10 protein-coding genes, 2 tRNA genes and 3 rRNA genes are annotated in these 16,338 nt (G+C 58.0%); 5 read left to right on the forward strand and 10 right to left on the reverse strand.

The window, feature by feature from the left end; genetic code table 11:
• Positions 1 to 150: 150 nt before the first annotated feature.
• From WIN67_RS21055 to WIN67_RS21065, 3 genes are read right to left on the reverse strand one after another with little or no spacing between them, the layout of a single operon-like run.
• Positions 151 to 1,176 (reverse strand): histone deacetylase family protein, encoded by a 1,026-nt coding sequence (locus WIN67_RS21055; RefSeq protein ID WP_110597139.1) that lies wholly within the window; start codon positions 1,174 to 1,176, stop codon positions 151 to 153.
• A 10-nt stretch (positions 1,177 to 1,186) separates the two neighbouring features.
• Complete coding sequence (locus tag WIN67_RS21060; RefSeq protein WP_339070006.1) at positions 1,187 to 2,416, reverse strand: Zn-dependent hydrolase; 1,230 nt, start codon at positions 2,414 to 2,416, stop codon at positions 1,187 to 1,189.
• A 19-nt stretch (positions 2,417 to 2,435) separates the two neighbouring features.
• Positions 2,436 to 3,749, reverse strand: a complete 1,314-nt coding sequence (locus WIN67_RS21065; protein WP_253085646.1) for an MFS transporter — start codon at positions 3,747 to 3,749, stop codon at positions 2,436 to 2,438.
• 177 nt (positions 3,750 to 3,926) lie between these two features.
• On the opposite strand from WIN67_RS21065, the gene WIN67_RS21070 reads away from it, so the two are divergent.
• Positions 3,927 to 4,862, forward strand: a complete 936-nt coding sequence (locus WIN67_RS21070) for a LysR family transcriptional regulator (protein ID WP_170003183.1) — start codon at positions 3,927 to 3,929, stop codon at positions 4,860 to 4,862.
• A gap of 57 nt (positions 4,863 to 4,919) precedes the next feature.
• On the opposite strand, the gene mrdA is transcribed toward WIN67_RS21070, so the two are convergent.
• From mrdA to WIN67_RS21100, 6 genes are all read right to left on the reverse strand, one after another.
• Entirely contained in the window at positions 4,920 to 6,812 is a 1,893-nt protein-coding gene (mrdA, locus tag WIN67_RS21075) for a penicillin-binding protein 2 (RefSeq protein WP_339070007.1), read from the reverse strand.
• Positions 6,813 to 7,072: 260 nt separating this feature from the next.
• Positions 7,073 to 7,188 (reverse strand): 5S ribosomal RNA (gene rrf / locus WIN67_RS21080).
• A gap of 146 nt (positions 7,189 to 7,334) precedes the next feature.
• Positions 7,335 to 10,226 (reverse strand): 23S ribosomal RNA (locus WIN67_RS21085).
• A gap of 221 nt (positions 10,227 to 10,447) precedes the next feature.
• Positions 10,448 to 10,523, reverse strand: a tRNA-Ala gene (locus WIN67_RS21090).
• Positions 10,524 to 10,533: 10 nt separating this feature from the next.
• Positions 10,534 to 10,610: transfer RNA gene (locus WIN67_RS21095), tRNA-Ile, on the reverse strand.
• A 123-nt stretch (positions 10,611 to 10,733) separates the two neighbouring features.
• Positions 10,734 to 12,272, reverse strand: a 16S ribosomal RNA gene (locus WIN67_RS21100).
• Together the 16S, 23S and 5S rRNA genes with 2 tRNA genes alongside form the textbook arrangement of a ribosomal RNA operon.
• Positions 12,273 to 12,968: 696 nt before the next feature.
• Between WIN67_RS21100 and rhtA the strand changes: the two genes are divergently transcribed.
• Together rhtA and WIN67_RS21110 are read left to right on the forward strand one after the other, a co-directional pair.
• Positions 12,969 to 13,856, forward strand: coding sequence for a threonine/homoserine exporter RhtA (rhtA, locus tag WIN67_RS21105; protein ID WP_102860986.1), 888 nt, complete (start codon positions 12,969 to 12,971; stop codon positions 13,854 to 13,856).
• Positions 13,857 to 14,014: 158 nt separating this feature from the next.
• Positions 14,015 to 14,296 carry a hypothetical protein gene (locus WIN67_RS21110; RefSeq protein ID WP_102880366.1) on the forward strand — a complete coding sequence of 94 codons (282 nt, stop codon included), beginning with the start codon at positions 14,015 to 14,017 and terminating at the stop codon, positions 14,294 to 14,296.
• 9 nt (positions 14,297 to 14,305) lie between these two features.
• On the opposite strand, the gene WIN67_RS21115 is transcribed toward WIN67_RS21110, so the two are convergent.
• Positions 14,306 to 14,875 carry a TetR/AcrR family transcriptional regulator gene (locus WIN67_RS21115; RefSeq protein WP_102880367.1) on the reverse strand — a complete coding sequence of 190 codons (570 nt, stop codon included), beginning with the start codon at positions 14,873 to 14,875 and terminating at the stop codon, positions 14,306 to 14,308.
• Between the two features lie 92 nt (positions 14,876 to 14,967).
• On the opposite strand from WIN67_RS21115, the gene WIN67_RS21120 reads away from it, so the two are divergent.
• Together WIN67_RS21120 and WIN67_RS21125 are read left to right on the forward strand one after the other, a co-directional pair.
• Entirely contained in the window at positions 14,968 to 15,708 is a 741-nt protein-coding gene (locus WIN67_RS21120; RefSeq protein WP_102860983.1) for an SDR family oxidoreductase, read from the forward strand.
• A 35-nt stretch (positions 15,709 to 15,743) separates the two neighbouring features.
• Positions 15,744 to 16,337, forward strand: a complete 594-nt coding sequence (locus WIN67_RS21125) for a 2-hydroxychromene-2-carboxylate isomerase (RefSeq protein ID WP_115580595.1) — start codon at positions 15,744 to 15,746, stop codon at positions 16,335 to 16,337.
• Position 16,338: the final 1 nt, after the last annotated feature.

The raw sequence follows: 16,338 nt of genomic DNA on the forward strand, positions 1-16,338 counted from the left end.
AGCAAAACCTGCGCCAGTGGAACGGGCGCCCGAGCATCTTGACGTTAACGTAAAGCAAATGGCAAGTACCCCACGCCTCCTCCCAGCCCCTGCTGCAGGATCTGGCTGGCCAGCGAAAAGGGCATTGAGCGGAACACCGCCCGGCTGGTCCTAAAGGGCCCAGGCGGCGCTGTCGGCAAAGAAGGCGCGGGCGTTGTCTTCCAGGCTGTCCAGGTGGTAACCCCCTTCCTGGACAATCAGGCACGGCAGGCCAAGGCTGCGGATGCGCTGGCCAAGGATGGCGAAGCCGTCTCGGGTCACCGCGACCTTGCTTTGCGGGTCGAGCTCGTAGATGTCGAAGCCCAGGGACAGCACCAGCACCTCGGCGCCGAATGCCTTCACCGCAGCCAGGGCCTGTTCCAGGCGGGCGAGGAAATCCGCTTCGCTGGCGCCATGCGCCATCGGCAGGTTGAGGTTATAGCCCTCCCCCGCGCCACTGCCACGCTCCTCGGTGAAGCCGGCCACCCCCGGGTAGAAGTTGGTCGGGTCGCCATGCACCGAGACATACAGGACGTCGGCACGTTCGTAGAAGATTTCCTGAATGCCCTGGCCGTGGTGCATGTCGGTATCGAGCACAGCCACCCGGGCAAACCGCTCCCGCAGTACCTGGGCGGCAATCGCCGCGTTGTTCAGGTAGCAGAAACCACCGGCGGCTTCGGCCCGGGCATGGTGCCCCGGCGGGCGGCACAGAGCGTAGGCCGCCGGCTCGCCATCCAGCAGGGCACGGGCCCCGGCAATGGCGCTCTGGGCCGACCAGTAGGCCGAGCGCCAGGTCTGCTCGCCCACCGGGCAACTGCCGTCCGCCAGGTAACGTGCTGCCTGGGCAAGGATGCCGCGCAGGGCATTGGGCTCGCGCACGAAGATGTTGGACATGACTTCATCGCCCCAATCCTCGGGGATGTCCTTCCAGCGTCGATGGGCCTCTTCAAGGAACACCAGGTACGGCGCGCCGTGCACTGCCTGCAGCGGTTGCAGGCCGGCGTCCTCCGGTTGCCTGACCTCGAACCCGAGGGAGTGCGCGGCCTGCACCAGGCGTTCGGCACGCTCGGGAACTTCCTGGGGCGTGCGCATCTGGCCGCGGGAATAGTAGCTACGGGGATGGTGAAGCAATTGTTCAGGGTGGAAAAAACTGCGCATCAAGGTCTCCTCAGGCCACCCGGCCGGCACGGGCCAGCACGGCGTTAAGCAATACATCGGCGCCCTGGCACACGTCCTCGGGCAACACATCTTCGGCTTCGTTGTGACTCAAGCCTCCGACACAGGGAATGAACACCATGGCGGTGGGGCAATAGCGCGCCAGCAGGATGGCATCGTGGCCCGCGCCGCTGACGATGGACTGCTGAGGATAGCCAAGCCCATCCACCGCCTGCTGCACCGCCGCCACGCACTCGGCATCAAAGGGCGTGGCCGGGCTGAGCCAATGGCGGTCGATGCGGACCTTGAGCCCGCGCTCCCGAGCAATGCGCTCCAGGCGTTCCTCAACCTGCTGCTCCATGGCGGCGATCTGTTGATCATGGTGGTGGCGCAGGTCGACGGTGAAGGTCAGCCGCCCGGGAATGGTATTGCGCGATGACTTGGCAACGCTCAGCTCACCGACAGTGGTCAGGCCTTGCGGGGCAAAATCCGCTGCCACCTGCTCCACGGCGAGGATCATCTGCGCGGCGCCATACAGGGCATCCTTGCGCAGTGGCATCGGCGTGGTGCCAGCGTGGGCGGCCATGCCTTCAACCTGAACGTCGAGCCAGCGGATCGCCTGACCGCCACTGACCACGCCGATGCTCTTGGCGTTGTCTTCAAGGATCGGGCCCTGTTCGATATGGGCTTCGAAATAGGCATCCACTGCCCCGCCCAAAGGCCGATTGCCGGCGTAACCGGTGCGTTGCAGGGCCTCGGCGACGCTGATGCCATCGGCGTCGCGCACCGCCAGGGCGGCGTCCAGGGCCATGACCCCGGTGAACACCGCCGAGCCGAACATCGCCGGGGTGAAACGCGCGCCTTCCTCGTTGGTCCACACCACCAGCTCCAGAGGCTTGCGAGTCTGGACTCCGAGATCATTGAGCGTGCGCAGCACTTCCAAGCCGGCCAGCACGCCGTAGACGCCGTCGAAACGCCCGCCCTCGGGCTGGGTGTCGAGGTGGCTGCCCATCATCACTGGGGCTGCGTGCGGGTCACTGCCGGGACGCCGGGCAAACAGGTTGCCGATGGGGTCGACGCTCAGGGTCATGCCAGCTTCTGTACACCAGTGGGCGAAGAGTTCGCGTCCGGCCCGGTCCTCATCGCTCAGGGCCAGACGGCAGCTACCGCCGCGAGCGGTGGCGCCGATTTCGGCCATGGCCATCAGGCTCGCCCAGAGGCGTTGGCCATTGATTTTCAACATCGATCGTGTCTCCGGACAATCAAGCGTGGGACGCCATTTCCAGGCGATGGGCGTGGGCGTGACGGCGCGACAGGGCCAGCACGCAGATCAGCGATACCGCGGCGATCAGGCTGTAGAACAGCGCCATCGGCCACCATTGGCCGATGAACCTGTGGGCCAGCCAGGTGCCGATCAGCGGGGTCAGGCCACCGGCCAGGGCACCGCAGACTTGATAGGCCAGGGAGATCGCGGTGTAGCGCACCCGGGTCTCGAACATGCCGCTGACGTAACCGGCGATCACCGCGTAGAAGGAGGCCATGCACACCACTGCCAGGGCGATGCCGAGGATCATCAGCGGCGCCTGGCCGGAACTCACCAGCACGAACATCGGATAGGGCGAGGCCATGGCCAGTACTGACACCAGGCATAGAAAGCGCGTGGCGCCGATTTTCTCGGCGGTCCAGGCCGCCAGGGGCTGGATGCAGAACTGGATGATTGCCACCACGAACAGGCATTCGAGAATCAGCGAACGGGGAATCTCCAGTTGCTGGGTGGTGTAGGCAATCATGAAGGTGTTGGTGAAATACACCCCGGCGATCCCCAGGGTATTGGCGCCGATGCACAGCAGCAGCGGACGCCAGGCCGTGCGCAGCACTTGCATCACAGGTGCCTGTTCCTTGCGCAGCGATTTGGCCGCCTGCTCGCGGCTGGCGAGAAACTCCGGCGACTCGTTGACCCCCAGGCGAATCGCCAGGCCTACCAGCAGCAACAACGCGCTAGCGAGGAACGGCAGGCGCCAGCCCCAACTCATCAACGCGTCCTCGGGCAGGCGGGTCACGGCGCTGAAGGCCAGTAGCGAGAGAATCAAACCCGCCGGGCTGCCCAATTGGGCGAAGGAGGCGAAGAAGTTGCGCCGGCCCTTGGGCGCATGTTCGCCGGCCATCAGCACCGCCCCGCCCCACTCGCCACCCACGGCAATGCCCTGGACGATGCGCAGCAGGATCAGCAGCACCGGGGCCAGGGCGCCGATCTGTGCATAAGTCGGCAGCAAGCCGATGCCCACGGTGACCACGCCCATCATCAGCAAGGTGATGACCAGGGATTTCTTGCGGCCGATACGGTCGCCGATATGGCCGAAGATGATGCCCCCCAGGGGCCGGGCGAAGAAGCCCACGGCGAAGGTCCCGAACGCGGCCATGGTGCTGAACAGTTTGTCGTCGGAGGGGAAGAACAAGGCACCGAACACCAGCGCCGCAGCGGTGGCGTAGATGTAGAAGTCGTACCACTCGATCATGGTGCCGATAAAGGCGGCGGCCGCGGCCCGGCGTGGCTGCGGCGAAGCGGAAGGCTTCATGGTTGGCTCCTTTGGTTATTTTTGTGGCAGGAGAAAGGGTCAAGTGCAGGGGCTTCTGTGGGCGCCTGTCTGGGAGGGATTTATCCGTTTCGCCAGATAATTATTCAATTTTCTATTGGTTATCTCGATTATTATCCTGGCTTATTATTCGCCTAGATCCCGATCCAGAGCCCTGCCATGTCCGACCGCGATGCCCGACGCCTGCTCAATGACCGCCTCGACTGGAACCTGCTGCGCACCTTCCGGGTGATCGGCCAGGAACTGAGCATCAGTCGCGCAGCGGCGCGCCTGCACCTGACCCAACCGGCGGTCAGCCAAGCCCTCAAACGTCTGGAGGAACAACTGGGGCGGCAGTTGATCGCCCGGCGCGGGCCGCGCTTTGCCCTGACCGAAGTGGGCGAACAGATCTTTGCCCTGGCCGGGGAAATCTACGGCCAGATGTCCCAGGTCAGCAGCGTGCTGGAGCAGCCCGCCGACGAGGTGATCGGCAAGGTGCGACTGTTGATCATCAGCCGGATCTTCAATGAGCGTTTCGATGACTTTCTGGCCGACTTCCATCGCCAGCATCCGCGCGTCGACCTGGAGGTCGAGGTGATGCGCAGTTCGGATATCGTCAGTGCCCTGCAGGAGAAGACCGCGACCCTGGGCCTGAGCCTTAATCGGCGGCCACAGCCACGCCTGGAACAACGGCTGTTCCTGCGGCAGCGCTACGCATTTTTTTGCGGCAAGCATCATCCATTGTTCGGGCGCCAGGACGTGGCCGAGGGCGATCTGCAGCGGGAGAATTTCGTCAGTTTCACCAGCGACCAGATCGGCGGCATGCTCTCGCCACTGACCATCTTCCGTGACCAGCAAGGCTTCAGCGGGCGCATCGTCGCCTCCTCGCCAAGCCTGGAGGAAGTACGGCGCCTGGTGATCGCCGGGTTTGGCATCGGCTGCCTGCCAGAGCACGTGGTGGCGGCCGATGTCGACGCCAGGCTGCTGTGGCGCCTGCCGCCCCACGACGGCATCGCCGATGTCGACATCCATCTGCTGTGGAACCGTGAACAACGCATGAGCCGTGCCGAGGTGCTGTTCCTGGAGCTGCTGCAGGAACGCCTCACCGCTCAGTGACGCAAGGGACGCTCGGGCGGACTCACAAGATGCCGGGCAGCCCGGTGTTGCAACGACTCAGACGTGGGGATCGCCAGGGGCCTTGGCGGGTGTAGCGTATTGCGGCTTGAGGTGGCCGTTCTGGTCCAGCAGCCAGGCGTCCATGATCTGTCGCACCACGGGCCCTGCGACCCGGCCGCCGGCCTCACCGTTCTCGATCATGACCGCGATCACGATCTGTGGGTGCTCGGCGGGGGCAAAGCCGACGAACAGGGCGTTGTCGCGGTTGCGCTCGCGGGTCTTGAGGCGGTCATAGCGTTCGCCCTGCTTGATCGCCACCACCTGGGCGGTACCACTCTTGCCGGCGATGCGGTACTGCGCACCGGCGGCGGCAGCGCGGGCGATGCCCCGCGGGTCGTGCATCACCATCTGCATACCGTGGCTGACCTGATCCCAGTCATGGGGATTCTTCAGCAGGATGTTGGGCATCGGGTGCTCATCCACCGGAGCCACGCCATCGATGGTCTTGGCCAGGTGCGGGCGGTTCCACACGCCCTTGTTGGCGATCAGCGCTGTGGCCTGTGCCAGTTGCAGCGGCGTGACCTGCATGTAGCCCTGACCAATGCCGAGGATCACGGTTTCCCCAGGGAACCAGGGCTGGCGGCGGGTGGCGCGCTTCCAGGCTTGGGATGGCATTAACCCGGGGGATTCCTCGAACATGTCCAGGGCGACTTTCTGACCCAGACCGAACATCGCCATGTAGTCGTGCAGGCGGTCGATGCCGAGCTTGTGGGCCAGATCGTAGAAGTAGGTGTCGTTGGAGCGCATGATCGCTGCGTCCATATCCACCCAACCATCGCCGCTGTGGTTCCAGTTGCGGTATTTGTGATCGAAGTCCGGCAATTGGTAGTAACCGGGATCGAAGACTCGGGTCGAGGCGGTCACCACGCCGGTGTCGAGGCCGGCAATCGCCACTTCTGGCTTGATGGTGGAACCCGGTGCGTAGAGGCCGCGCAGCACCCGGTTGAATAGCGGGCGGTCGATGGAGTCGTGCAGCGCGGCGTATTGCTTGAAGCTGATGCCGGTGACGAACAGGTTGGGGTCAAAGCTTGGCTTGCTGACCATGGCCAATACTTCGCCCGTGGCAGGGTCGAGGGCCACCACTGAGCCGCGACGGTCCCCCAGCGCCTCTTCGGCAGCTTCCTGGAGCTTGATATCCAGGCTCAGGACGATGTTCTTCCCGGGGATAGGATCGGTGTGTCTGAGCACGCGCATGACCCGCCCCTGGGCGTTGGTCTCCACCTCTTCATAGCCGACGTGACCGTGCAGCTCGGACTCATAGAACTTCTCGACGCCCGTCTTGCCAATGGACTGAGTGCCACGGTATTCCACCGAGTCCAGGGTCTTGGCTTCTTTCTCGTTGATCCGTCCAACGTAGCCGATGGAGTGGGCAAAGTGTGCGCCCATGGGGTAATGGCGGACGAACTGGGCTTGCACATCCAGTCCTGGCAGGCGGTACTCGTTGACCGCAAGGACGGCGATTTGCTCTTCGGTGAGCTCGTAGAACAGGGTCACGGGGACGAAGGGGTGGCGGGCCTGCTTCATTTCCTTGTCGAACAGGGTTCGATCCTCTGGCGGCAGGTGCAGCAGGTCGATCACCGTGTCCAACTCGCCTTTGAGATCGGTGGTGCGTTCGCGGGTGATGGTCAGGTTGAAGCTGGGGCGGTTGTCCGCCAGGACCACGCCATTGCGGTCATAGATCAGCCCGCGGGTCGGGGTGATCGGCAGCACGTGGACACGGTTGTTTTCCGAGACGGTGGAGTGATAGTCGAACTCCACCACTTGGAGGAAGTACATACGCCCTACCAAGGCGCAAGTAATGGCCACCACCAACATAGCGCAGGCGAGCAGGCGCTTGTTGACCAGGCGGTTCTCTTTTTCGTGGTCCTTGATCGGAATCGCTTCGGGCATTGCTACAACTTCTCGTTGAATAGAGGTCGACGCTGATCCGTGCGGGTGAACTCAAGTCCTTAAAAAGAGCTGCACCATAGCAAAAACCACTCACTGTTTTTGAGGGGATTTCCATCACGAGTGATCAATGGTGCTGGCCCTCACTGCGGTTGTGGGGCTATGCGTGGGCAATGTTCTTTCTGGTCGCTGTAGGACTTGGCTTTTTCTCCGCGCAAAAACAAAACCCCAATTGCTTTCGCAATTGGGGTTTCGGAATTTAATCTTGACGATGACCTACTCTCACATGGGGAAACCCCACACTACCATCGGCGATGCATCGTTTCACTTCTGAGTTCGGGATGGGATCAGGTGGTTCCAACGCTCTATGGTCGTCAAGAAATTCGGTAGCCAGTCCGTTGCTCATGCAACGTGCCAGCGAATGGGTATGTAATAGATTTGTGTGTTGTGCAAACTTTCGGTTTGTTTCGTCTTCACACACCGCAATCTGGTCTCTTTCGAGTTCGCAAATTGCTTGGGTGTTATATGGTCAAGCCTCACGGGCAATTAGTATTGGTTAGCTCAACGCCTCACAGCGCTTACACACCCAACCTATCAACGTCGTAGTCTTCGACGGCCCTTTAGGGGATTCAAGATCCCAGTGAGATCTCATCTTGAGGCAAGTTTCCCGCTTAGATGCTTTCAGCGGTTATCTTTTCCGAACATAGCTACCCGGCAATGCCACTGGCGTGACAACCGGAACACCAGAGGTTCGTCCACTCCGGTCCTCTCGTACTAGGAGCAGCCCCTCTCAAATCTCAAACGTCCACGGCAGATAGGGACCGAACTGTCTCACGACGTTCTAAACCCAGCTCGCGTACCACTTTAAATGGCGAACAGCCATACCCTTGGGACCGGCTTCAGCCCCAGGATGTGATGAGCCGACATCGAGGTGCCAAACACCGCCGTCGATATGAACTCTTGGGCGGTATCAGCCTGTTATCCCCGGAGTACCTTTTATCCGTTGAGCGATGGCCCTTCCATACAGAACCACCGGATCACTAAGACCTACTTTCGTACCTGCTCGACGTGTCTGTCTCGCAGTCAAGCGCGCTTTTGCCTTTATACTCTACGACCGATTTCCGACCGGTCTGAGCGCACCTTCGTACTCCTCCGTTACTCTTTAGGAGGAGACCGCCCCAGTCAAACTACCCACCATACACTGTCCTCGATCCGGATAACGGACCTGAGTTAGAACCTCAAAGTTGCCAGGGTGGTATTTCAAGGATGGCTCCACGCAAACTGGCGTTCACGCTTCAAAGCCTCCCACCTATCCTACACAAGCAAATTCAAAGTCCAGTGCAAAGCTATAGTAAAGGTTCACGGGGTCTTTCCGTCTAGCCGCGGATACACTGCATCTTCACAGCGATTTCAATTTCACTGAGTCTCGGGTGGAGACAGCGCCGCCATCGTTACGCCATTCGTGCAGGTCGGAACTTACCCGACAAGGAATTTCGCTACCTTAGGACCGTTATAGTTACGGCCGCCGTTTACCGGGGCTTCGATCAAGAGCTTCGCGTTAGCTAACCCCATCAATTAACCTTCCGGCACCGGGCAGGCGTCACACCCTATACGTCCACTTTCGTGTTTGCAGAGTGCTGTGTTTTTAATAAACAGTCGCAGCGGCCTGGTATCTTCGACCGGCATGAGCTTACGGAGCAAGTCCTTCACCCTCACCGGCGCACCTTCTCCCGAAGTTACGGTGCCATTTTGCCTAGTTCCTTCACCCGAGTTCTCTCAAGCGCCTTGGTATTCTCTACCCAACCACCTGTGTCGGTTTGGGGTACGGTTCCTAGTTATCTGAAGCTTAGAAGCTTTTCTTGGAAGCATGGCATCAACCACTTCGTCACCTAAAAGGTAACTCGTCATCAGCTCTCGGCCTTAGAACCCCGGATTTACCTAAGATTCCAGCCTACCACCTTAAACTTGGACAACCAACGCCAAGCTGGCCTAGCCTTCTCCGTCCCTCCATCGCAATAACTAGAAGTACAGGAATATTAACCTGTTTTCCATCGACTACGCTTTTCAGCCTCGCCTTAGGGACCGACTAACCCTGCGTCGATTAACGTTGCGCAGGAAACCTTGGTCTTTCGGCGTGGGTGTTTTTCACACCCATTGTCGTTACTCATGTCAGCATTCGCACTTCTGATACCTCCAGCAAGCTTCTCAACTCACCTTCACAGGCTTACAGAACGCTCCTCTACCGCATCACTTACGTGATACCCGTAGCTTCGGTGTATGGTTTGAGCCCCGTTACATCTTCCGCGCAGGCCGACTCGACTAGTGAGCTATTACGCTTTCTTTAAAGGGTGGCTGCTTCTAAGCCAACCTCCTAGCTGTCTAAGCCTTCCCACATCGTTTCCCACTTAACCATAACTTTGGGACCTTAGCTGACGGTCTGGGTTGTTTCCCTTTTCACGACGGACGTTAGCACCCGCCGTGTGTCTCCCATGCTCGGCACTTGTAGGTATTCGGAGTTTGCATCGGTTTGGTAAGTCGGGATGACCCCCTAGCCGAAACAGTGCTCTACCCCCTACAGTGATACATGAGGCGCTACCTAAATAGCTTTCGAGGAGAACCAGCTATCTCCGAGCTTGATTAGCCTTTCACTCCGATCCACAGGTCATCCGCTAACTTTTCAACGGTAGTCGGTTCGGTCCTCCAGTCAGTGTTACCTAACCTTCAACCTGCCCATGGATAGATCGCCCGGTTTCGGGTCTATTCCCAGCGACTAGACGCCCTATTAAGACTCGCTTTCGCTACGCCTCCCCTATTCGGTTAAGCTCGCCACTGAAAATAAGTCGCTGACCCATTATACAAAAGGTACGCAGTCACAGAACAAAGTCTGCTCCCACTGCTTGTACGCATACGGTTTCAGGATCTATTTCACTCCCCTCTCCGGGGTTCTTTTCGCCTTTCCCTCACGGTACTAGTTCACTATCGGTCAGTCAGTAGTATTTAGCCTTGGAGGATGGTCCCCCCATATTCAGACAAGGTTTCTCGTGCCCCGTCCTACTCGATTTCATGACTAAGAGATTTTCGCGTACAGGGCTATCACCCACTATGGCCGCACTTTCCAGAGCGTTCCGCTAATCTCAAAGCCACTTAAGGGCTAGTCCCCGTTCGCTCGCCACTACTAAGGGAATCTCGGTTGATTTCTTTTCCTCAGGGTACTTAGATGTTTCAGTTCCCCTGGTTCGCCTCTTGCACCTATGTATTCAGTACAAGATAACCATCTTATGATGGCTGGGTTCCCCCATTCAGAGATCTCCGGATCAAAGTCTGTTTGCCGACTCCCCGAAGCTTATCGCAGGCTACCACGTCTTTCATCGCCTCTGACTGCCAAGGCATCCACCGTATGCGCTTCTTCACTTGACCATATAACCCCAAGCAATCTGGTTATACTATGAAGACGACATTCGCCGAAAATTTGCAATTTAACTCACAAATTTTACCTTAGCCTGATCCGTTACCAGTGAAAGTAACGTTCAGTCTATCTTTCTATCACATACCCAAATTTTTAAAGAACGATCTAATCAAAAGACTAGAAATCAACATTCAAGCAGAATGCTCATTTCTAAGCTTTCAGAAGCAGTTTATGGTGGAGCCAAGCGGGATCGAACCGCTGACCTCCTGCGTGCAAGGCAGGCGCTCTCCCAGCTGAGCTATGGCCCCATAACAAAATTGGTGGGTCTGGGCAGATTCGAACTGCCGACCTCACCCTTATCAGGGGTGCGCTCTAACCAACTGAGCTACAGACCCAATTTCGAGCTTGTAACTGTTAGCTTGGAGCTATCAGCTTGGAGCTTAAAGCTGCTTCTATCGTCTTCTTCAATGAATCAAGCAATTCGTGTGGGAGCTTATGAAGCAGCTGATGTCGTCGATTAAGGAGGTGATCCAGCCGCAGGTTCCCCTACGGCTACCTTGTTACGACTTCACCCCAGTCATGAATCACACCGTGGTAACCGTCCTCCCGAAGGTTAGACTAGCTACTTCTGGTGCAACCCACTCCCATGGTGTGACGGGCGGTGTGTACAAGGCCCGGGAACGTATTCACCGCGACATTCTGATTCGCGATTACTAGCGATTCCGACTTCACGCAGTCGAGTTGCAGACTGCGATCCGGACTACGATCGGTTTTATGGGATTAGCTCCACCTCGCGGCTTGGCAACCCTTTGTACCGACCATTGTAGCACGTGTGTAGCCCAGGCCGTAAGGGCCATGATGACTTGACGTCATCCCCACCTTCCTCCGGTTTGTCACCGGCAGTCTCCTTAGAGTGCCCACCATAACGTGCTGGTAACTAAGGACAAGGGTTGCGCTCGTTACGGGACTTAACCCAACATCTCACGACACGAGCTGACGACAGCCATGCAGCACCTGTCTCAATGTTCCCGAAGGCACCAATCTATCTCTAGAAAGTTCATTGGATGTCAAGGCCTGGTAAGGTTCTTCGCGTTGCTTCGAATTAAACCACATGCTCCACCGCTTGTGCGGGCCCCCGTCAATTCATTTGAGTTTTAACCTTGCGGCCGTACTCCCCAGGCGGTCAACTTAATGCGTTAGCTGCGCCACTAAGAGCTCAAGGCTCCCAACGGCTAGTTGACATCGTTTACGGCGTGGACTACCAGGGTATCTAATCCTGTTTGCTCCCCACGCTTTCGCACCTCAGTGTCAGTATCAGTCCAGGTGGTCGCCTTCGCCACTGGTGTTCCTTCCTATATCTACGCATTTCACCGCTACACAGGAAATTCCACCACCCTCTACCATACTCTAGCTTGCCAGTTTTGGATGCAGTTCCCAGGTTGAGCCCGGGGCTTTCACATCCAACTTAACAAACCACCTACGCGCGCTTTACGCCCAGTAATTCCGATTAACGCTTGCACCCTCTGTATTACCGCGGCTGCTGGCACAGAGTTAGCCGGTGCTTATTCTGTCGGTAACGTCAAAACAATCACGTATTAGGTAACTGCCCTTCCTCCCAACTTAAAGTGCTTTACAATCCGAAGACCTTCTTCACACACGCGGCATGGCTGGATCAGGCTTTCGCCCATTGTCCAATATTCCCCACTGCTGCCTCCCGTAGGAGTCTGGACCGTGTCTCAGTTCCAGTGTGACTGATCATCCTCTCAGACCAGTTACGGATCGTCGCCTTGGTGAGCCATTACCTCACCAACTAGCTAATCCGACCTAGGCTCATCTAATAGCGTGAGGTCCGAAGATCCCCCACTTTCTCCCGTAGGACGTATGCGGTATTAGCGCCCGTTTCCGGACGTTATCCCCCACTACTAGGCAGATTCCTAGGCATTACTCACCCGTCCGCCGCTCGCCACCAGGTACAAGTACCCGTGCTGCCGCTCGACTTGCATGTGTTAGGCCTGCCGCCAGCGTTCAATCTGAGCCATGATCAAACTCTTCAGTTCAAACATCTTTGGGTTTTGAGAAAACCCTAAACTTGGCTCAGCAATCGTTGGTTACATCTTTGATTTCTCGCGGAGTAACTTGTGATGCTGATAATCTTTTTGACTATCAGTCTGACTCCACAAGCACCCACACGAATTGCTTGATTCAGTTGTTAAAGAGCGGTTGGTTAAGATCTTTCGTCTCAACCGAGGCGCGCATTCTACAGCAGCCTCACTTGCTGTCAAGTGATTTTTTTAAGAAGTTTTCAAAGTTTCCTTTTTAACTTCAACCACTTGCGCTTCCGATCTCTCGTTAGCGGGAGGCGAATTCTACAGCGTTACACGCTGCTGTCAACACCTCTTTTTAACCGCTTTCGACCGAGAGGATCGAATCGTTAATAAGGCGAAAACACACTGCCTTACCAACTGCTTCTGGCTTCGATGAACTGAAGCGTAACCGCTGCCGAAAACCGCGTAACTCGTTGAATCTCAAGGAGTTTTCCGTTTCGACTGCGCCGGAAGTGGGGCGAATTATAGACCTGTAGAATCTGCCGTCAACACTTAATTTGCATTTTCTATGATTCAACGCAAAAAGCCCTACCGGCAGCGTCTATATAGAGGCGCAAAAAAGACTTTGCGCACTATATTGCTCATCGAGCATTAGTTAAGCATCATGACCCACGTGCTCCTCCCCTCAGACTCTGGATGACTCCCCGCATGAACGACCAACCGCGCAGCCTTGCCTCGACCTTGTTTCCGGTGGGGTTACTGCTCATTGCCATGGCCTCGATTCAATCAGGCGCCTCCCTGGCCAAGAGCATGTTCCCCGTCGTTGGCGCCCAAGGCACGACCACCCTGCGCCTAATCTTCGCCAGCATCATCATGCTGCTTCTATTAAGACCCTGGCGCGCCAAGTTCACCGCCAATACCCTGCGCACCGTGATTGTCTACGGCATGGCCCTGGGCGGGATGAACTTCCTCTTCTATATGTCCCTGAGAAGCGTGCCCCTAGGAATCGCTGTCGCTCTGGAGTTCACCGGCCCATTGGCGGTGGCCATCTACGCCTCACGCAAGGCTATCGACTTCCTGTGGATCGCCCTGGCCATCGTCGGACTGCTCCTGCTGATTCCCACTGGAGCTACCGAAACCGCCATCGACCTAGTGGGCGCAGGCTACGCACTCGGGGCTGGAGTCTGCTGGGCACTGTACATCCTGTTCGGGCAAAAGGCCGGGGCCGAAAACGGTATCCAGACCGCAGCCCTGGGAGTCATGATCGCGGCACTCTTCGTCGCCCCTATTGGCATCGTCCACGCCGGCGCCGCACTACTCACACCTTCCTTGATCCCCGTAGCCCTGGGCGTGGCCATCTTGTCTACCGCGCTTCCCTATAGTCTGGAGATGGTCGCCCTGACTCGCATGCCCGCGCGCACCTTTGGCACCCTGATGAGTATCGAACCCGCTTTCGGTGCACTTTCCGGCCTGCTGTTCCTGCACGAATACCTTTCCCTCGCGCAATGGATGGCCATCGCCTGCATCATCCTTGCTTCCGTAGGGGCAACCCTGACCATGCGCCGCGAGTCCAAACCATTAGTTGCGGTTGATTGAGATTCAACTCTGGTAATTGCCGTTCAATTAGGCCATGTTTAGTCGGCTACTCAACGTCAGCCATGGAGTTGTCAGACAGGGATATCGCAAACGCAAAAGACCATAGCTAATGCAGTCACACTCGGGCGTTAGATCCGGGGCTAGCGATAAGGACGGGGATGAAACGATTTTTGATAATGTTGGCCGTACTTGCCATTGCAGGCTGCGCTGCGACCGCGAAAACTGAAGTCAAACGGGGTAAGAAAGGACTCCACATCAACTGCTCGGGTTTGTCTTCTTCTTGGGACAAGTGCTACACCAAGGCCACCCAGTCCTGCGGCCCCAAAGGCTACAAGGTGATCGCCAAATCTGGTGATGCCGTGGAGGACCCGGGGGATTACCCCTTCGGCCTGAACCCAGCCGGTTACACCAGCCGCAGCATGATCATCATCTGCAAATAGTGGCGCCGTTCAATCTTCGGGCAGCCCTTCCAGCTGCCCAATGATCTGTTCATGACTCGACGCCAGCACCTGCTGCTGGATACTCGGGCTCACCAGCATTCGCGCCACCACCAACGCGCCGACACACTGCGACAGAATCGACCAGGCCAGGCTTTCGCTACCTAAAGTCTGCGCCCAAGCTTGATGCAAACGGCAGATCCAGTCTTGCGCCTCCTGTCGGACTTCGACACTGCCCCGAGCAATCTCCGCACCCAACGCTGGCAACGCACAGCCCGCTCCCGGCTGCTGCAGATGCGCCACACTCAAGTACTGCTTCAGGCAGCGCCGCAGCTTTGCCTGATTCTGCCGCCCCTCCCCGCCCAAGCGCTCCAGGCTCTGGCTCAACTCGCGCTCGACGATGGAACCGAACAACTCGTCCTTGGACGTGAAGTGCGTATAAAAAGCCCCGCCACTGAGGCCGATGGCCTTCATCAACGCATCCACACCGACAGTAGAAAAACCGTTGTTCTTGGCCTGGGTGGCACTGCTCTGTAGCAGGCGTTCACGGGTTTCCTGCTTATGGCCGACTGAATAACGCATTCCTGATGGACTCCCCTGCTCGCTTGACGACAGAAAAATCATAGCATAACGTTCGTTTAGTTAACGATCGTTTACCCAATAGCGAGCCTCCCATGACTACAGCCTCGAACAAGAACAAAGTCGTACTGGTGGTCGGTGCCGGTGATGCCACCGGTGGTGCCATTGCCAAGCGTTTCGCCGCAGAAGGCTTTACTGCCTGCGTGACCCGACGCAGCGCGGACAAACTGCAGCCGCTGGTGGAGGCCATCCAGCAAACCGGTAGCCAAGCCCATGGCTTTGCCTGCGATGCGCGCAAAGAAGAAGACGTGGTGGCACTGATCGAACAGATCGAAACCCAGATCGGTCCGATCGAAGCCTTCGTCTTCAACATCGGCGCCAACGTGCCCTGCAGCATCCTTGAGGAAACCGCACGCAAATACTTCAAGATCTGGGAGATGGCCTGTTTTTCGGGCTTCCTCAATGCCCGCGAGGTGGCCAAGCGCATGGTCACCCGCAAGCGCGGCACCATCCTGTTCACTGGCGCTACCGCCGGGGTCCGCGGCGCTGCGGGCTTTGCCGCCTTTGCCGGCGCCAAGCACGGTATCCGCGCCCTGGCCCAGAGCATGGCCCGGGAGCTGGGGCCCTTGAACATCCATGTAGGCCACATCATCGTCGACGGCGCCATCGACACCGACTTCATCCGCACCAGCTTTCCCGAGAAATATGCCCTCAAGGATCAGGACGGCATCCTCAACCCCGAGCATATCGCCGAGAACTACTGGTACCTGCACAGCCAGCCCCGTGATGCCTGGACCTTCGAACTGGACCTGCGCCCCTGGAACGAACGCTGGTAATCCCCTTCCATAACAACAATCAGGGAATCTGCATCATGAATAAAAAGGTGGAGTTCTTCTTCGATCTGGGCAGCCCGACTTCATACCTGGCCTACACCCAACTGCCGAAGATCTGTGCCCAGACCGACAGTCAACTGGTCTACCAACCCATGCTGCTGGGCGGCGTCTTCAAGACCACCGGCAACGCGTCCCCCATCAGCGTCCCCGCCAAAGGCCGCTACATGCTGCAGGACTTGGCGCGCTTCGCCCAGCGCTATCAGGTGGAGCTCAATTTCAACCCGCACTTCCCCATCAACACCCTGCTGCTGATGCGCGCCACGACCGGAGTGCAGATGCATTTACCGGAACGCTTCATCGATTTCATCGACTGCCTGTTCCGCGCACTCTGGGTCGACAAACGCAACCTCAACGACGCCGCCAGCGTCGCCCAGGTCCTGGAGCAAGGCGGTTTCGACCCACAGCAGATCCTCGATTTGAGCAATGCCGAAGACGTCAAGACCGCTCTCAGGAACAACACCGAACAGGCGTTGCAGCGGGGAGTATTCGGTGCTCCCAGCATGTTCGTGGGTGAGGAATTGTTTTTCGGTCAGGATCGGCTCGACTTCGTCCGGGAAGCCTTGAGCAAGTGAC

The sequence above is a fragment of the Pseudomonas idahonensis genome (genome assembly GCF_037903935.1).
Lineage (GTDB): Bacteria > Pseudomonadota > Gammaproteobacteria > Pseudomonadales > Pseudomonadaceae > Aquipseudomonas > Aquipseudomonas danubii.